The organism is Chryseobacterium sp. KCF3-3 (assembly GCF_045865955.1).
GTDB lineage: Bacteria > Bacteroidota > Bacteroidia > Flavobacteriales > Weeksellaceae > Chryseobacterium.
In genome coordinates this window covers 358,967-375,600 of the sequence record NZ_AP035792.1, presented here as the reverse complement: position 1 = coordinate 375,600, position 16,634 = coordinate 358,967, and the positions used below count along the sequence as shown (strand labels likewise).

Annotated in this window: 13 protein-coding genes; 9 read left to right on the top strand and 4 right to left on the bottom strand. The window is 37.4% G+C overall.

Features of this window, described 5'->3' with window-relative positions:
• Positions 1 to 520 precede the first annotated feature (520 nt).
• Positions 521 to 3,373, top strand: a complete 2,853-nt coding sequence (locus ACKTTZ_RS01715; RefSeq protein WP_034695136.1) for a SusC/RagA family TonB-linked outer membrane protein — start codon at positions 521 to 523, stop codon at positions 3,371 to 3,373.
• 12 nt (positions 3,374 to 3,385) lie between these two features.
• The gene (locus tag ACKTTZ_RS01710; protein ID WP_034695138.1) at positions 3,386 to 5,065 is read left to right on the top strand and encodes a RagB/SusD family nutrient uptake outer membrane protein; all 1,680 of its coding nucleotides are present in this window, start codon (positions 3,386 to 3,388) and stop codon (positions 5,063 to 5,065) included.
• 67 nt (positions 5,066 to 5,132) lie between these two features.
• Here the strand turns inward: ACKTTZ_RS01710 and ACKTTZ_RS01705 are convergent, their stop codons facing one another.
• On the bottom strand, positions 5,133 to 6,056 hold the full coding sequence (locus ACKTTZ_RS01705; protein ID WP_051934302.1) for an AraC family transcriptional regulator: 924 nt from the start codon (positions 6,054 to 6,056) through the stop codon (positions 5,133 to 5,135).
• 183 nt (positions 6,057 to 6,239) lie between these two features.
• Between ACKTTZ_RS01705 and ACKTTZ_RS01700 the strand changes: the two genes are divergently transcribed.
• The 3 genes from ACKTTZ_RS01700 (at position 6,240) to ACKTTZ_RS01690 (ending at position 9,554) form a co-directional block, all read left to right on the top strand.
• Positions 6,240 to 7,769: an aldehyde dehydrogenase family protein gene (locus ACKTTZ_RS01700; RefSeq protein ID WP_034695141.1), complete on the top strand. Its 1,530-nt coding sequence runs from the start codon at positions 6,240 to 6,242 to the stop codon at positions 7,767 to 7,769.
• Between the two features lie 208 nt (positions 7,770 to 7,977).
• Positions 7,978 to 9,012: an alcohol dehydrogenase AdhP gene (gene adhP / locus ACKTTZ_RS01695; RefSeq protein ID WP_407847070.1), complete on the top strand. Its 1,035-nt coding sequence runs from the start codon at positions 7,978 to 7,980 to the stop codon at positions 9,010 to 9,012.
• 158 nt (positions 9,013 to 9,170) lie between these two features.
• Positions 9,171 to 9,554, top strand: a complete 384-nt coding sequence (locus ACKTTZ_RS01690; protein WP_062674311.1) for a DUF779 domain-containing protein — start codon at positions 9,171 to 9,173, stop codon at positions 9,552 to 9,554.
• A gap of 29 nt (positions 9,555 to 9,583) precedes the next feature.
• On the opposite strand, the gene ACKTTZ_RS01685 is transcribed toward ACKTTZ_RS01690, so the two are convergent.
• Entirely contained in the window at positions 9,584 to 10,096 is a 513-nt protein-coding gene (locus ACKTTZ_RS01685) for a hypothetical protein (RefSeq protein ID WP_253317104.1), read from the bottom strand.
• A 28-nt stretch (positions 10,097 to 10,124) separates the two neighbouring features.
• A complete protein-coding gene (locus tag ACKTTZ_RS01680; RefSeq protein WP_407847069.1) occupies positions 10,125 to 11,324 on the bottom strand; it encodes a dicarboxylate/amino acid:cation symporter in 1,200 nt (399 codons plus the stop codon).
• A gap of 93 nt (positions 11,325 to 11,417) precedes the next feature.
• Here ACKTTZ_RS01680 and ACKTTZ_RS01675 point away from each other — a divergent pair, with 93 nt between their 5' ends.
• From ACKTTZ_RS01675 to ACKTTZ_RS01665, 3 genes are read left to right on the top strand one after another with little or no spacing between them, the layout of a single operon-like run.
• Positions 11,418 to 12,332 carry a DnaJ C-terminal domain-containing protein gene (locus ACKTTZ_RS01675; protein WP_407847068.1) on the top strand — a complete coding sequence of 305 codons (915 nt, stop codon included), beginning with the start codon at positions 11,418 to 11,420 and terminating at the stop codon, positions 12,330 to 12,332.
• Between the two features lie 3 nt (positions 12,333 to 12,335).
• Positions 12,336 to 12,638, top strand: coding sequence for a chaperone modulator CbpM (locus ACKTTZ_RS01670; RefSeq protein ID WP_034695148.1), 303 nt, complete (start codon positions 12,336 to 12,338; stop codon positions 12,636 to 12,638).
• A gap of 37 nt (positions 12,639 to 12,675) precedes the next feature.
• Positions 12,676 to 13,206, top strand: a complete 531-nt coding sequence (locus tag ACKTTZ_RS01665; protein WP_034695149.1) for a hypothetical protein — start codon at positions 12,676 to 12,678, stop codon at positions 13,204 to 13,206.
• 59 nt (positions 13,207 to 13,265) lie between these two features.
• On the opposite strand, the gene ACKTTZ_RS01660 is transcribed toward ACKTTZ_RS01665, so the two are convergent.
• On the bottom strand, positions 13,266 to 14,258 hold the full coding sequence (locus ACKTTZ_RS01660) for a PLP-dependent cysteine synthase family protein (RefSeq protein ID WP_407847067.1): 993 nt from the start codon (positions 14,256 to 14,258) through the stop codon (positions 13,266 to 13,268).
• Between the two features lie 709 nt (positions 14,259 to 14,967).
• On the opposite strand from ACKTTZ_RS01660, the gene ACKTTZ_RS01655 reads away from it, so the two are divergent.
• Positions 14,968 to 16,632 (top strand): T9SS type A sorting domain-containing protein, encoded by a 1,665-nt coding sequence (locus ACKTTZ_RS01655; RefSeq protein ID WP_407847066.1) that lies wholly within the window; start codon positions 14,968 to 14,970, stop codon positions 16,630 to 16,632.
• Positions 16,633 to 16,634: the final 2 nt, after the last annotated feature.

Below are 16,634 nucleotides of genomic sequence, written 5' to 3'. Positions count from 1 at the left end.
ATTATTTTTAATTTTATTAGTGAAATGGTTAAAAAAATACAGGTAACATGTAGGTATACTTCTTATGTATTAACTAAATTCTGTAAATGGTAAATTAACAGTTTTTTAATTTTAATATTGCGATACTTTTTTTAAAACAGGGTTTTGAGCATGTAAAGAGGGATTTTTTATATAAAATTTAAGAAAAAAGGTCATTTTTTTCTCCATTTTCCTGAAAATTAAGATAAGCTTTGTTTTATTTTTTTTCGTTACAATTACTTTTTTTAGTTTATTTTTTTAATTAAAATTTATTTTTTAATGTAAATTGATTTTAATTTTAGAATTTATTAAAATTCCGTTAATGTATAAATTGATTTATTTTTTGTTAATTTTTTAAATGTAATTAAAATTATTCTCCATCATTTTTTAAGTATGAGTGTGAATCTCTCCTTTCTGTAAGCCTGTTTTCAGAGTTTAATGAATTGATGTTACAGATATTTATTGACATATTTGTCCCTTGAATATATTAAAATCTGTTAATATGAATGTGAAATTAAGCGTTTTGACAGTCGGAGTTCTGTTTTTTACAGGACAGACTGTATTAGCTCAGGAAAAGGACTCTAAGAACAGTAAGGACAAGGAGACAAAACTTGAGGAAGTTGTTGTTTTAGGATATAGCAAGACTGCTACTAAAGCTAAAACGACTACATCTTCAGTAACTGTTGGTGCTGAAACCTTAGAAAACAGACCTAATATCTCGGTACTGAACTCTATTCAGGGTACTGCTCCCGGGATTGTAGTGAATTCAGCATCTGGATCTCCAGGTTCTGGAAAATTCAATATTTTGATTAGAGGTGCTAGTTCCCTTAATGGTTCTACGGACCCTCTATATGTTGTGGATGGGGTAATTACTTCAGGTTCTCAGTTCAGAAACCTGAACTCTTATGACATTGATACGTTCAGTATCCTGAAAGATGCTCAGGCAACTGCGATCTATGGTAACAGAGCTGCGAACGGAGTTGTTGTAATTACGACGAAAGGAGGAAAATTTAACTCTGGACTTAAGGTATCTTACGATGCATTAACTTCGTTCAGTAAATTGCCTACTTCTGACTATAACATGTCAGACGGTAGACAACTTTTACAACTTCAAAAGAACTTACAAACTGGTAAAGGTAAAACTTTAACGCAACAAGACATTGATAACTGGGGTACTAATACAGATTGGAGTAAGCAATTTACCCGTATCGGTATTTCTCAGCAGCACAACCTTTCAATTACTGGTGGTGGTGAAAATATTAATAACTTCTTATCTCTAGGATATCTTGATAGTGAAGGAACTGTAAAATCTACAGACTTCAAAAGATTTACGATGAGAAATAACCTTAATGGTAAGTCTAAGGATGGGAAATTAACCTTTGGGGCTATCATGGGATTAGGATATTCCAGAAGAAATCAGCTGGATGATGAAACAAACACAGGGATTTCCAATAATACACTGCAAAATCCTTTATTTGGAAGTGTTCTTTCATTACCATATGCAACACCTTCTCCATATGCAAATGGACAGGAGTTATATAATGCTATTAAAGGAGATGCTACTAATAACAGACACTGGATCCTTCAAGATAACATCAATGGAGGGATCAGAAACAGATTTACAGAACTAAGTATCTCTGCCAATGCCAATGTAAACTATAAAATTACAGACTATTTAAGCGTTGGAAACAGAACAGGGATTGAATACAAGCAATACGAGAGAAACTTTGCAAGATCACCACTAGGATACCTTGCTATCAGTGTTGCTAAAGGAGATGGTTCTACATATGGTGGGTTCGAAGATTTCTCAACAACAAGAGATCTGACATTCAACAGTATTACGAACATTACATTCAATAAATCTTTTGGAGATCATACGATTAGTGCTGGTGCTTACTTAGATTACATCAAAGCTCACGTGAGCTCAACTTCACAAAGACAAAACGGACTTAATCCATTACAGTGGGAATTTGGTGCAGGAACTGGCTATATTCCTTTCAATCCGGATACACCAAACATCTACAGACCTTCTAACAGTGCTACCAAAGTAACTGCTGGTACATTAGCTTACTTTGCAACAGCAGACTATGACTATAAAGATAAGTATGGTGTAAGTGGAGTTGTAAGAAGAGATGGTTCTTACCGTTTCCTTCCTACTAACAGATGGGAGACTTTCTGGTCCGTAGCAGCTAGATGGAATATTGACAAAGAAGAATTCATGGCTAATTCCGGATTCAGATTATTGAAGTTAAGAGCTTCAATCGGTACTACAGGTAACCAGAACTTAGGAATTGCTGGTGATAACGCTAACCCGTTAGCACTTCTTCCAAACAACTTCCTTGATCTTTATAACGGTTTCTCAGGATACCAGAATCTATTAGGATATAACTTTGTTAACTTATCAAATCCTTACCTGGAGTGGGAGCAGGTAAAACAAAGCAACATCGGATTGGATTTCAACTATAAAGGATTGGTTGAAGGTAGCGTTGATTACTATCAGAAAAGAACGTCAAGAATGTTCAATGATCTTCAAAAATCATCCGTTACAGGTTATTACTCAATCAGAGGGAACGACGGGGTTCTTGATAACAAAGGTATTGAAGGGATGATCAAGTACAACGTGATCAGAAACGAAAATACAAAATTCTCTGTTTTTGTTAACGGTGCATACAACTCTAACAAAATCGTTTCTATGAACAGCGAAAACCTTGCTGGAGATGTAGTGAATGCAATCGGAGGACCTGCTGGTCAATATCAGCTATATTCCTATGTTGGTGTAAACCGTGATAACGGAAACTTACAATTCCTTGACAAAAACGGAAACATTACTGAGGCTCCAACGTCTGCAGACAGAGTATTGACTGGAAAATCAAGATATGCTAAGTTTACAGGAGGTTTTGGATTCAACTTACAGCACAAAGGATGGTTCCTTGATACCTTATTCTCTTTCCAACAAGGGGGATGGATCTATGATAACTTACAATCATGGATTATGGACCCAAGTGCAGCAGCTACAAGAAACCTTTCAGCTGACTTATTAAATGCTTGGACTCCTGATAACAGAGATACTGATATACCTGCATTAAAAGCAAGTAACTTAAGCTTAGGATCTTCAGACAGATTCTTACACAGATCCGACTTTATCCGACTTAAAAATATTTCTGTTGGATACAACTTTAGCAAAAGTCAGTTAGGTAAACTGCCAGTAAAAGGAATCAAAGTATTTGTTCAGGCAGAAAACCTTTATACATGGACAGATTGGAAAGGATTTGATCCAGAACCAATTACTTCATATTCACTAAATGTTTACCCTAACCCAAAAACCGTATCTGTAGGTTTAAATGTTGATTTTTAATAGAGAAGAATTATGAAAAGAATTATAAATACAATATTAGTTGTAGCGACCTTATCATCTGCAGCATTTATGCTGAACAGCTGCCAGGACGCACTTGATATAAAGCAGGCAGGAGAATTACAGGAGCAAGACCTGTATACAAGTGTTGCAAACCTTAATGAAGTTTTAAATGGATCTGTATACGCTCAGTTAGATCCAATTGATGAAATCTACTTCACAGCAGTATTTACAGACGAAGTAAAACCAGGATCTGGTAGTGGAGGGCAGGAATATACTCTACACAGACATTTCCTTGATCCGTCCAGTCCTGTTATTACAGGAGGTACTGTAGGTACAGTTGCAAGTGATGGAATCTGGATGAATAACTATAAAGTTATCAACAGAATTAACAGACTTCTTGAAGGGGCAAAGAGAATTACACCTACTTCCGCTGATGAGAAGAATACATACAATGCTATTCTAGCACAGGCTAGAGCCATCAGAGCATATTGCTACGTGCAGCTTGAAGCTTATTTCTCTAGCGATATGAAGAATCCTAATGCTCTAGGAGTTATCCTTTTGAAAGATGTTCCTTCTACAGAAGCGCAATTGCCAAGAGCTAAAAATCAGGATGTTTACGACTTTATCAATGCTGATTTAGATTATGCAAGAAGTATCTTAGGAAACTCTACAACTCCAAGAAGATATAAGGTAGATAAGAATTTTGTAAACGCTCTTGCTGCTCGTTTTAACCTTTACAGAGGTGAAATGGCATTAGCTAAGCAAAATGCAGAATTGGTAATTGCTGGATCTGGTCTTTCTCTTACAGCTGCAACACCAATCACAGGTACCAATGCTGCAGTTCCTGTAACTGAAGCTGATGGTTCTGTATTCCAATCGGGACCTTTCACAGAAGAACCTAGTGCTAAATGGAATATTGCATTCTATGGAGGAATTGATGAAAGTAATGGAAATGGTATCGCAGGAGGTTCTTTCAATCCATTTAGAAGAATGTGGGCTGATACTGAGAATGGAGAGGTTATTTTCTCTCTTAACAGACTTCCGCTGGGAGCAGGTGCTGCTATAGGTGGAAAATGGAATACCAACCAGTCTAATATTACAGGAGCGCCAATGTGGTTCTGGGGAAGAAACTTATATAACATATTTAAAAATACTCCTGGAGATATCAGAAAATATGCTTATGTAGACCCTTCATCAAAACCAAATCCAGATTATGCTTCTGCAACAGCTGGAAATACCAGAACTGATGGATTGGTTATTGACAAATATCCAGGAAAATTAAGCACATCTACAAGAAATGATGTTAAAGTTTTCAGATTATCTGAAATGTACTTCATTATTGCAGAAGCTGAGGTAGCAGCAGGAAATCTTGCGGCAGCTCATGATAAAATTCAGCAGGTGAGAGAGGCGAGAAATTTCCAGGGATTAGCAACAACACCTACTTATTCATCTGTGCAAGGAGCTTATGCAGATATCTTGAAAGAGCGTAGAGTAGAATTAGCACTTGAAGGACACCGTTTCATCGACCTTAAGAGACTTGCGGTATCGGCTAATGTATCTATGGACAGAAACCCTACAGATGATATTATCGATGTGAAAAATCTTCCAAATGGTGATTACAGATATACATTACCTATTCCAATTAAAGAAATTTCTGCTAACCCGAACGTTAAACAGAATGACAAATATTAAGATTTAATTTTAATATATTTTTTAAGAAGAGTCCCAGTAATGGGGCTCTTTTTTTATTTCTGTGAAGCTATCTGATGAAGGTCCTATCCTGATAGCTTTTCGGAGTCACTCCTTCCAGTTGCTTAAATACCCTTGTGAAATAGTTGGTATCTGAAAATCCGGTTTGAAAAGCAGTTTCCTTGATGCTGGTCTGGCTGGCTAATAATTCCTTTGCTCTTGTAATTCTTTCCTGCAGAATAAAATCATTTGGGGAAGTTCCCAGCTCATCTTTGAACATTTTAAAGAAATTAGACTTGCTTACATAAGCCAGTTTGGCAATACTGTCAATAGACAATTTCTGGTGCAGATTTCGTTTAATGTAATCTACCACAAAACCTATCCTGGATTTATTTTTAACAATATTTTTTTCCACCATGCCTCTTGCCTGGGTCTGCATCAACCTGATCAGAAGCTCTTTCAATGCAAAATCTGCCATAATATCCTTTTGAGAGTTATCATCCATCGCAATTCTCATGATATTGTTGGTAGCGGAAGCCAGCGCTTTATTATTAAACAGAAAATACTCATCCAGCTGAATATTCCATTGTGAAGTTTCATCCACCTTTGGAAGATGATAATTGAGATAATTAAGAGAATCCTCAATGAAATCAGGATTTAAACTTAAAGAAATACATTGTGTAGGCGTTTCATCCGCTTCAGGAAAATCAATGACCATAGTTTCTCCCGGTGCTACAAGAATACTTTCCCCCGGATAGTAATCGAAATAACTGGTTTTGTTATCCAGTTTCATATGTTTTTTACCTCTCAGCATTGCCGTAAACGCAATATTTTCAAAATGAAGCTTTACATCAAAAGCAGCCTTATGAGTCTCATAAATACTGAACTCACAATTATTTAGATTGAATTTCGTCTGGTTTTCAACAAGACTCAATAGTTGGTTTTCCTTACGTAATTCAGGAGTATTTAATAAAATCTTACTATTGTTATTCATTTCTAAAATTTTTTGAATCGGAGGTAACTCAAATATAGAAAATTTGAGAGTATGTTGCTGTTAATAAAATACTAAAATTGAACCCCTTGCACTATTTTCCACTTTTTTTATACGATTGTGCTATACTCTTTTTGGCTTCTCAGTGTAATTTGGTAGTATCGAAAAAATAAAAACAATACTAATATGAGCACTATTACAGAACCAAGATCAACGACACTTTTACAGCGTCCGGAGTTCAAAAACAGATACGATAACTATATTGATGGAAAATTCACTCCACCTGTCAAAGGACAATATTTTGACGTAGTTTCCCCAGTTGATGGGAAAAAATTTACTCAGGTAGCACATTCGTCCAAAGAAGATTTGGAGCTAGCGGTAGATGCAGCTGAAAAAGCATTTCAGACATGGAAGAATACTTCCTCCACAGAAAGAAGTATCATTCTGAATAAAATTGCAGACAGAATAGAACAGAATTTAGAATATCTTGCTACAGTAGAAACAATAGATAACGGAAAGGCTGTAAGAGAAACATTGGCAGCAGATTTACCTTTAGCCATTGATCATTTCAGATACTTTGCTTCTGTGATCCGTGCTGATGAAGGATCGCATAACGAATTGGATAAAGACACCGTTTCCTTAATCGTTCACGAACCTCTTGGAGTCATTGCACAGATTATCCCATGGAATTTCCCAATATTAATGGCAGTTTGGAAACTGGCTCCGGCATTGGCTGCAGGAAACTGTGTCGTATTAAAACCGGCAGAAAGTACTCCCGTTTCCATTATGGTTTTAATGGAATTGATCGGTGACCTTTTACCTGCAGGAGTTATTAATATTGTCAACGGATTCGGAGCAGAACTTGGAAGAGCTCTTGTTACCAATCCGAAAGTAGCCAAAGCAGCATTTACCGGTTCTACCGCTACAGGAAGACTTGTAATGCAATATGCTACAGAAAACATCATTCCGGTTACGCTGGAATTGGGAGGTAAATCGCCGAACGTTTTCTTCAATTCGGTGATGGATGCCGATGATGAATTTTTAGATAAAGCCATAGAAGGAGCAGTCCTTTTTGCCCTGAATCAGGGAGAGATCTGTACATGTCCTTCAAGACTTCTTGTTCAGGAAGGTATTGCAGATGCCTTTATCGAAAGAGTAATCGAAAGAGTAAAAGCCATCAAAGTTGGAAATCCACTGGATAAAACCGTGATGATGGGAGCGCAGGCTTCACAGATTCAGAAAGATAAAATCCTTTCCTATATTCAGTTGGGAATAGAAGAAGGAGCAGAAGTGCTTGTAGGAGGAGCTGTTAACGACTTGGGAGAAGATCTGGAAGGTGGCTACTACATCCAGCCTACCATTTTCAAAGGAAACAACAGAATGAGAATTTTCCAGGAAGAAATTTTCGGTCCGGTGCTGGCATTTACCACTTTCAAAGATGAAGAAGAAGCTGTAAAAATTGCCAATGATACCATCTATGGACTTGGAGCTGGAGTATGGACGAGAGATGCTCACCAGTTGTACAATATTCCACGCCAGATTGAAGCAGGTAGAGTATGGGTGAATCAATATCACTCTTATCCGGCCGGAGCACCTTTCGGAGGTTACAAACAATCAGGAATCGGAAGAGAAAATCATAAAATGATGCTCGATCATTACCGTCAAACCAAAAACATGCTGATTTCTTACAATAAGAATAAGTTAGGTTTCTTTTAATATTATTTAGGACGTGCCCGATTGCCTTGGCTTTATCCAGGGCAAACCGGTCGGGCTATCCCGGGCTGCACTTCGTTTCGGTGCTCCATTTCATTCCGCACCGGCTCGTTCCTCGCCGCCCTTCCTATCCCTCACGCAGGGAAATTTCCTGTTCAAACACGGAGATAAAAACAAATAACCCCAAATAACTCAATCCAAAAAATAAGATATGATTCCAAAAACAATGAAAGCGGCGGTAGTTCAGGGCTACGGTCAACCTTTGAAAATAGAAGAAGTACCTGTAAGAGAACCCGGAAGATATGAAGTACTTGTTAAAGTCATCGCCTGTGGAGTTTGTCACACAGATTTACATGCGGTAGATGGCGATTGGCCTGCAAAACCCAAGATACCGCTGATCCCGGGACATGAAGGAGTAGGTATTGTAGTAGCCTGCGGCCCCGAAGCTTTTGTAAAAGAAGGAGATGCCGTAGGAGTTCCATGGCTGTACAGTGCATGTGGATGCTGCGATTATTGTATTACGGGATGGGAAACCCTTTGTGAAGCCCAGAAAAATGGAGGTTACAGTGTAGATGGCGGATTTGCTGAATATGTTATTGCAGATTCAAGATATGTAGGGCATTTGAAATCTGATGTCAACTTTCTGGAAATTGCTCCTATTTTATGTGCCGGAGTCACAGTTTATAAAGGATTGAAAGAAACAGAAACAAAACCCGGAGAATGGGTAGCCATTTCAGGAATCGGAGGACTGGGACATGTAGCTGTTCAGTATGCAAAAGCAATGGGAATGCACGTAGCCGCTATTGATGTAGCAGACGATAAGCTTGAACTGGCAAAAAAATTAGGTGCAGACCTTGTAGTCAATGCAAAGAATACAGACCCTGGAGAATATTTACATAAAGAAGTTGGTGGAATGCACGGTGCTTTGATTACAGCAGTTTCACCTATCGCTTTCAAGCAGGGAATAGATGTTTTAAGAAGAAAAGGGACGATTGCCCTCAATGGACTTCCTCCCGGATCTTTTGAACTTCCTATTTTTGAAACCGTTCTGAAAAGAATTACCGTAAGAGGTTCCATTGTAGGAACAAGAAAAGATATGCAGGAAGCATTGGATTTTGCCAATGAAGGATTGGTGAAAGCTACAGTCACTTCCGCAAAATTAGAAGATATCAATGATGTTTTTGATAAAATGAAAAAAGGACAAATCGACGGCAGAATCGTTTTAGATATTGCCGGCTCAAATTAATTTGATGATGTGTTGCTGATCCCGGTTAGAATTTATTTTACCGGGATCTTTTATCAGTGAAGCCCTCTAAACTTTTAAGTAGGCTAAAGTGTTTTAAAATGAAAGCTTTTGTGACTCTTGTGGCTGTATAAAGTTGGCATTAAACCAAAATAAAAACAATGGAAACAAAAATATCAAGACTTTCCGCAACGGAACAGGCGCTTGAAGTAATTGACAAGCTGGAAGAGCAATATGGTCCCCTGATGTTTTATCAGGCAGGCGGATGCTGTGAAGGAACCCAGCCACAATGTTTCGAAAAAGGAGGATTCTTTCCGAGAATGAATGATGCAATGATTGGTACTATTAATGGACATGAGTTCTGGATAGACCGTGACCTTTTTGAATACTGGAAATATTCACATTTTACCTTGGATGTGACTGATGGTTTCGGACCTGGTGGTTTTTCGCTGGAAACTCCCTTGGGAAAAACGTTTAAAGTTCATTACAGACTTTTCACCCCTGAAGAATATGAAAATTTAGAGCCCGTGAAACGTAGTGAATAAGAGCTATGAAATCAAGTGTTGGTAAAGAATCAAGGCTTTTGTGCAATATAAATAAGCTCTCTTTCAAATTCATATTTCCCTCTCGAAATTCCTCTTTTTAAGATAAAATATTGAGTGATTGCTATTATGAAAGCGACTGCCCCGACCATAAGACCTTGTTGACCTCCTGTAATACTGACGAATCCTATTAAAAAGCAAAAACACAGAATAAAAAACCAATTCAACATCTGAAATCCTGATGGAAAAAATTCTATCGCTACAGATGATATCCCATTTTTGTCAGAAATAGTTCCATGAAACACAGGATTACTTCTGTTCATATCAAACAGCCTTCCTCTTCTTTTGATTGTAAAACTGTTTGCATCGATCATTCCCCGGTATTCAAACCGAGTAGGAATTGTACTGTCTTTTTCTAATGAGATGAAAGTGGTATTGGTTTTATAAGTTACTTTCATTAATCTCTGTACAAGTTCTGCACTATTGATATTGAGATCAATAATGAGGCTGTTGTATAAGCCAATGCTTTTAAAAAATGAGTTCATGGGTTAAAAGAAGATAGTTAAACCGCAATCAGACTTTCACAAACCGGTTGACAAACATAGCGGCAACGATATCTCCCACAGCATTCAGAACGGTAGCCAGAGGATCTACCAAAGTCCCGATGATCATTACGGCAGGAATTGCTTCCTGAGGTAATTTGTAAACAGAAATCATCAGCATTTCGCCAATATATCCGCCATTAGGAATACCACCGGCAACAATACTCACAAAGACTGTAATGCCTAAAGCTAAAAGCAGATTGGCAGGATCAAAAAAATCTTTTCCAATAATTAAGAATGCCACATAGATCTTGATAATCGAAGACATCGAAGATCCGTTTTTATGCAAAGTAGTCCCGATAGGAATCACCAGATTGGCAATAGAATTCGGAATCCCGATTTTGGAAGCAGCTTGTAAATTGGCTGGCATTGTTGCAAAACTACTGCATGTACTTATTGCAGTCAAAGTAGGGTAGATCGCATTTGTCCAAAAACTTTTGACTCCTTTTTGTCCATTCGCCATGAATGCATAGATAGAAAAGAATACCAGGAAATAAATAACTCCTGCAATATAATATAACCCTAAAGGTTTAGCATAAAATCCAAAAAGTTGTGGTCCTAAAGTCGCTACCTGATAAGCAAAGTAGGCTCCCAGACCAATAGGGGCAAGCTTCATCACCAGCAAAAGAAGCTCTTTCATTACTTCATATCCTGAAGCAATAAAAACTCTGAAAGGTTGTCCTTTTTCTCCTGTTTTTCGGGCTGCAAACCCTGTCAGAAAAGCAAATACCAAAAGAGCCAACATATTCCTTCTTGAGAAAAGCTCCGTGAATTCTCCCACAGTAAAGAAACTTACAATCCTGTTGCCCCATGTATCCTCATTGGCTGCTTCAGTAATCATCTCAGAACTTCCTGAGACCCCGGAAACAGGGAAAAGATATACTGCACATATCGTAAACACTGCTGCTGTGAGAATAAAGAACAGAAAAGTAAGTGCCATCACAAGAATGATCTTTCCGAATTTTGATTGCTGCTCCAGAGAAGCAATAGAGTTGGAAACGGCAAAAAATACTAAAGGAACTACACTCACAAAAAGAAGATTCAGAAAAATATCTCCCAAAGGTTTAATGTATTCCACAATACCAGGTGCAACAATTCCAATGATGCTTCCAATCGTGATTCCCAAAAGTAAAAATATGATTCCGGAGTAGTTTTTCAATACATCTTTCATGTATGGCTTTTTATCAAAGATAGGTTTATTTTTAACATTCTGTTATACAATTTTCAGACCTAAAATTCATAAATTTGGGTAAACCTCATTTCTATGGCTTATATAGATTACTATAAAATTTTAGGCGTAGATAAAAGCGCAACACAGGATGATATTAAAAAAGCCTACCGAAAATTGGCTAGAAAACATCATCCCGATCTCAATCCCGGAGACAAAGAAGCAGAAAAGAAATTCAAAGAACTGAATGAAGCTAATGAAGTTCTGAGTAATCCGGAAAACAGATCAAAATATGACAAGTACGGAGAAAACTGGAAGCACGGCGAAGAATACGAAAAAGCCCAACAGCAACAGCAAAGACAGTATCAACACCAAAGTTATAACGGAGGATATTCCGGGGCAGACTTTGGTGGAGGTGAAGATTTCTCAGATTTCTTCCAGGATATGTTTGGCGGTGCAGGCGGTGGATTTGGTAAAAGTTCGAGAGGAAGAGCTTCCGGTAAATTCAAAGGACAGGATATAACTGCCGAGTTGAATCTCAATTTAAGAGACGCCGCAACAACCCATCCGCAAACTTTTGAAATCAATGGAAAGAAAGTAAGAATCACCATTCCTGCAGGGGTGTATGACGGACAGCAGATCAAGTTGAAAGGACACGGGAATCCCGGAGTAAATGGAGGACCAAACGGAGATTTATATATCACCTTCAATATCCCTGCTGATCCGGATTTTGAAAGAATCGGTGATGATCTGAAAACCAAAGTAACTATTGATCTATACACAGCTGTTTTAGGTGGAGAAATAAAAGTGCATACTCTCAATGGAAGTGTAAACCTTAAAGTGAAACCGGAAACTCAAACCGGAATGACCGTAAGGCTCAAAGGAAAAGGTTTTCCTGTCTATAAAAAAGAAGGAGAACACGGTGATCTTTTTGTAACTTATGAAGTGAAACTGCCTACCAACCTTACCGAAAAGCAGAAAGAACTTTTTGAACAACTAAAAAATTCCTAAGCTATGATTGAAAGAATATCACGGGAAGAACTCGTAAAAATCTATAATATAGAAATCACTTTTTTTGATGAGCTTGTAGACTATGGGCTGCTGAATATTCAGATTGAAAACAATATTCATTATCTGATGTATGAAGATCTGCCCGATCTGGAAAAATTTGCCAACTGGCATTACGATCTTGAGATTAATCTGCCTGGCCTTGAAGTGATTCATAATATGCTGAAAAAACTGGATGCCCTGAACCGAAGAAACAGAGAACTGATGAATAAACTTTCTGCCATAAGTGATCAATATGAAGATATTTAGTTTAGTTTTGTAGCTTTTTAAAGCAAACTCTATAATTATGAATGAAGAAAAGGTGATTACACTAAAACCGGACAGGAAGATTTTTGAAGATATTTATTTTAGCGGTAATCAGGGAAGTCTGCTTTTTTCACCTACTACGAAAAGTAAAACTATCATTACCATAGCTGCTGCAGTCATCGTTTTCATTGTTTTTCTATTAAAAGACTTTATGAGTAAAGAGAATGCAGGCGTTTTATACTTCCTGAGTTTTATATTTTTGCTTTGTGCTGTTTTCTTATCTGTAAGCGTTAATAAAGTTTCAAGATGGAAAAAACAGGTGAATCATTATCTGAGCACACTTGAAAGATGTAAAGTATACGAGATAAGATTTGATAACAACTTTTTCACAGTGAATATTGATGGCGAAAAAGAAACCAGCGAATGGAAAGATTTTGAATATTTCGACAGCACTCATGAATTTATTTCTCTGGAAGGAAAATACAGTTATATGTTTCCCAGAAAATCAATGAATGAGAAAGAATACAGTTTTCTCAAGAATACATTGAAAGAGAAAATTAAAATCGATTAATAAAAACAAAAACGGAGCAAAATTATTTTGCTCCGTTTTTTTATCATGTATAAGTTAGCTTATTTGTTATCTTCCAACCAGCCCATTTCCTTCATCCACTCATCATTGTAGATTTTTCCTACATATCTTGAGCCATGGTCATGAAGTAAAACTACAATTACATCATCTTTCGTGAACTGATCTTTCATCTGAATCAAAGATGCAATAGCACTTCCGGCAGAATATCCACAGAAAATACCTTCTTCTTTAGCCAGTTTTCTGGCGTAGATGGCACCGTCTTTATCCGTTACTTTTTCAAAATGATCAATCACAGACATATCATAGTTTTCAGGAATGATATCTTCCCCGATTCCTTCTGTGATATAAGTGTAAGCGTGATCATAATGAAGTTCACCTGTTTCGTGGAATTCCTTCAGAATAGAACCATAAGTGTCCACTCCAATTACTTTAATATCCGAATTTTTTTCTTTAAAGAATGTTCCACATCCTGTAATTGTACCTCCTGTTCCGGCTCCTACCACAAAATGAGTCAGTTTTCCTTCAGTCTGTTCCCAGATTTCCGGAGCGGTAGATTCATAGTGAGCAGCTCTGTTGGACAAGTTATCATATTGGTTTACATACCATCCGTTTTCCGTTTCTTTAGCCAGTCTTTTGGAAACTGAATAATAAGAACGTGGATCGGTAGGCTTTACATCAGTAGGACAAACAATTACTTCAGCACCTACAGCACGAAGAATATCACATTTTTCTTTTGACTGTTTAGAATTGGTTACAAAGATACATTTGTACCCTTTGATGATGGCAGCCAGTGCCAATCCCATTCCTGTATTTCCGGAAGTTCCTTCAATAATAGTTCCTCCAGGTTTTAATCTGCCGTCTTTTTCGGCATCTTCTATCATTTTAAGAGCCATTCTGTCCTTTACGGAGTTTCCAGGATTGAAGGTCTCTACTTTTGCTAATACTAATGCCGGAAAATCTTCACCTAATACTTTGTTAAGCTTTACCAGCGGTGTGTTACCTATCGTTTCAAGGATATTTTTTGCGTATTTCATAAATGTTTTATAAGCGGTGCAAAGATAAGGCTTTTAAAATTATCTGTACTGTGGATAACATGTGGATAAGTTGTGGAAAACACTGAAATCAGCTGATATGCAATCAATAACTTTCAATTATCAATTATTCGTTGTGCAATTCATTAACAAAGTCTATTTCAATCGAAATATCATTAACTTAAAAGCCAGTATTTAGTCTTCGGTATTTTATTATAAGACTGTCCGAAACAGATACCTCAACCGAATTTATCCCTATCTCATCACGCACGTACAGGAAACAGTAATAGGCATAATGTCTGGTAAATTTACCGAACATTGAAGGATTCTTAAACCTAATCTGTATTTTTAGAAGTTTTAGGTATGCTTTAGAACAAAACCTACTAGGTATCTATACAATTAATAGATACATTTATCATATTCACAATGCTGAATATCCTACAATAAAACACAAATAACAACTTGAAAAATAACTGATGATGAAAATAGATAGTAAAAAATAAGAGTCCCCCATACCATTCAAAATTCTTATGTTTTCCCGAACAGGCGCTGAAAACATCCATACTTCCAGATTTTTTTTCAATTACATATTGGTAATACAATACAGTATGCTTTGGTGATATATGTGGCTTATTGTATGATATGAAATACGGATTAACAATCTCTATCTACAGATTATTTATCACACTAACCCATAAATTAATAAAATTATATGAAGAAAATTTATCTCTGTGCATTTACATTATGCACTCTTCTGGTTGTTTCTGGCCAGGTGATTCAGTGGCAGCGTGATATTAAATCCTCTACCCAGGATTTTCTAAGCCAGGTCACCACAACCATTGATCAGCAATATCTGATAACGGGAAGTTCTATACAGTCAGGAAGCGGGAAGCTGGAGGCTGGAAGTAAGCAGAACAACGGTTACGATTTTCATTTGATTAAACTTGATCAGCAAGGGAATGAGACTTGGGAAAAATACTTCTCGGGATCAAATCATGACTATCTATCAGCAACCTTTACCACGCAGGACGGTGGATTTCTATTAGCCGGAACATCCTATTCAGGAAAAGGACTTGATAAAAAAGACGATTCCAAGGGCGGTTCAGACATCTGGCTGATCAGAATCAATGAATTTGGTGATGAATTGTGGCAGAAAACCTTGGGAAGTTCCTCAGACGAAGAGGCCACAGCTGTAATCGAAACTACAGATTTAGGATTCTTTGTTGCAGGGAATGTTCAAAATTCTACAAAAGGCTATGGTTCCAAAGATGTTTTAATCACAAAATTAGACAAAGACGGAAAAGAACTCTCACAACTGATTTTAGGCGGAAAAGGCCTGGATGAAGTAGAGAAGATGATCCCAACGAGAGATGGAGGTGCGCTACTTGGGATTTATTCGAGAAGTTCCGAGGTTCGGGTTTCGGGTTCTGAACAAGGTTCCCGGATGCGAGGTGCGGGTTCTGCATCAAACGTTCAAAACCCGAACCCCGTCTCCAGAAACTCAAAACAAACTGAAAACTTTGGTGAGGGTGACTATTGGATTGTCAAATTAGACAAAGACGGAAAGGTAGAATGGGAGAAGAACTTTGGAGGAAAAGGAGATGATCATTTGAGAACTCTGGCTTTAACTTCTACGGGTTTTATCATTGGTGGAGAATCCAGATCGGAAAGATCAGGTAATAAAACGGTAGGCATTGAAGAAGGAACAGACCTTTGGTTGATTGCTCTCAATGAAAGAGGTGATGAACAGTGGCAAAAGTCCTACAATTTCAAAAACAGAGATATCCTGATGGGCATGAGTGTAGTAAGCGGTAGGCTGGAAGATGGAAGTGAGAAGTCTAAAGGCATTCTTTTAGGAGGTTATACTCAAGCTGAAGGAAGAATTCAATCTGATGATGAAACTTTCTGGATGTTGTACTTAGATCAAAACGGAAATGAGCAGTGGAGAAAACATGTCAAAGGAGAATCCAGACAAAAAGAAGAAAGGCTTTCTGATTTAAAGCTGAACAGGGATGGTTCAATTATTCTTGCGGGAACCAGTGCAGAAGAACTTGGAAAAGAAAACTGGAAGATTGTAAAACTGGGAGACAAACAGGTTGATCAGTTAATCGAGAAATACGATATCAAGATCTATCCAAATCCAGTATCTGACTATGCTTATGTGGAAATCGGCTTTGATCCTTCGACAGGCTCAGGACAGGGTTTTAAGGATGCTGATATTTTCTTATATGATATGAGCGGAAGACAACTTCAAAGTATAAAAACCAAAAACAGAGTGACTAAGATCAATACCCAGGCTTTGGTACAGGGAGCTTATCTGGTGACGATAAAAACGGATACCAATAAAACGGCGAATGCCAAATTGATAAAAAAATAACT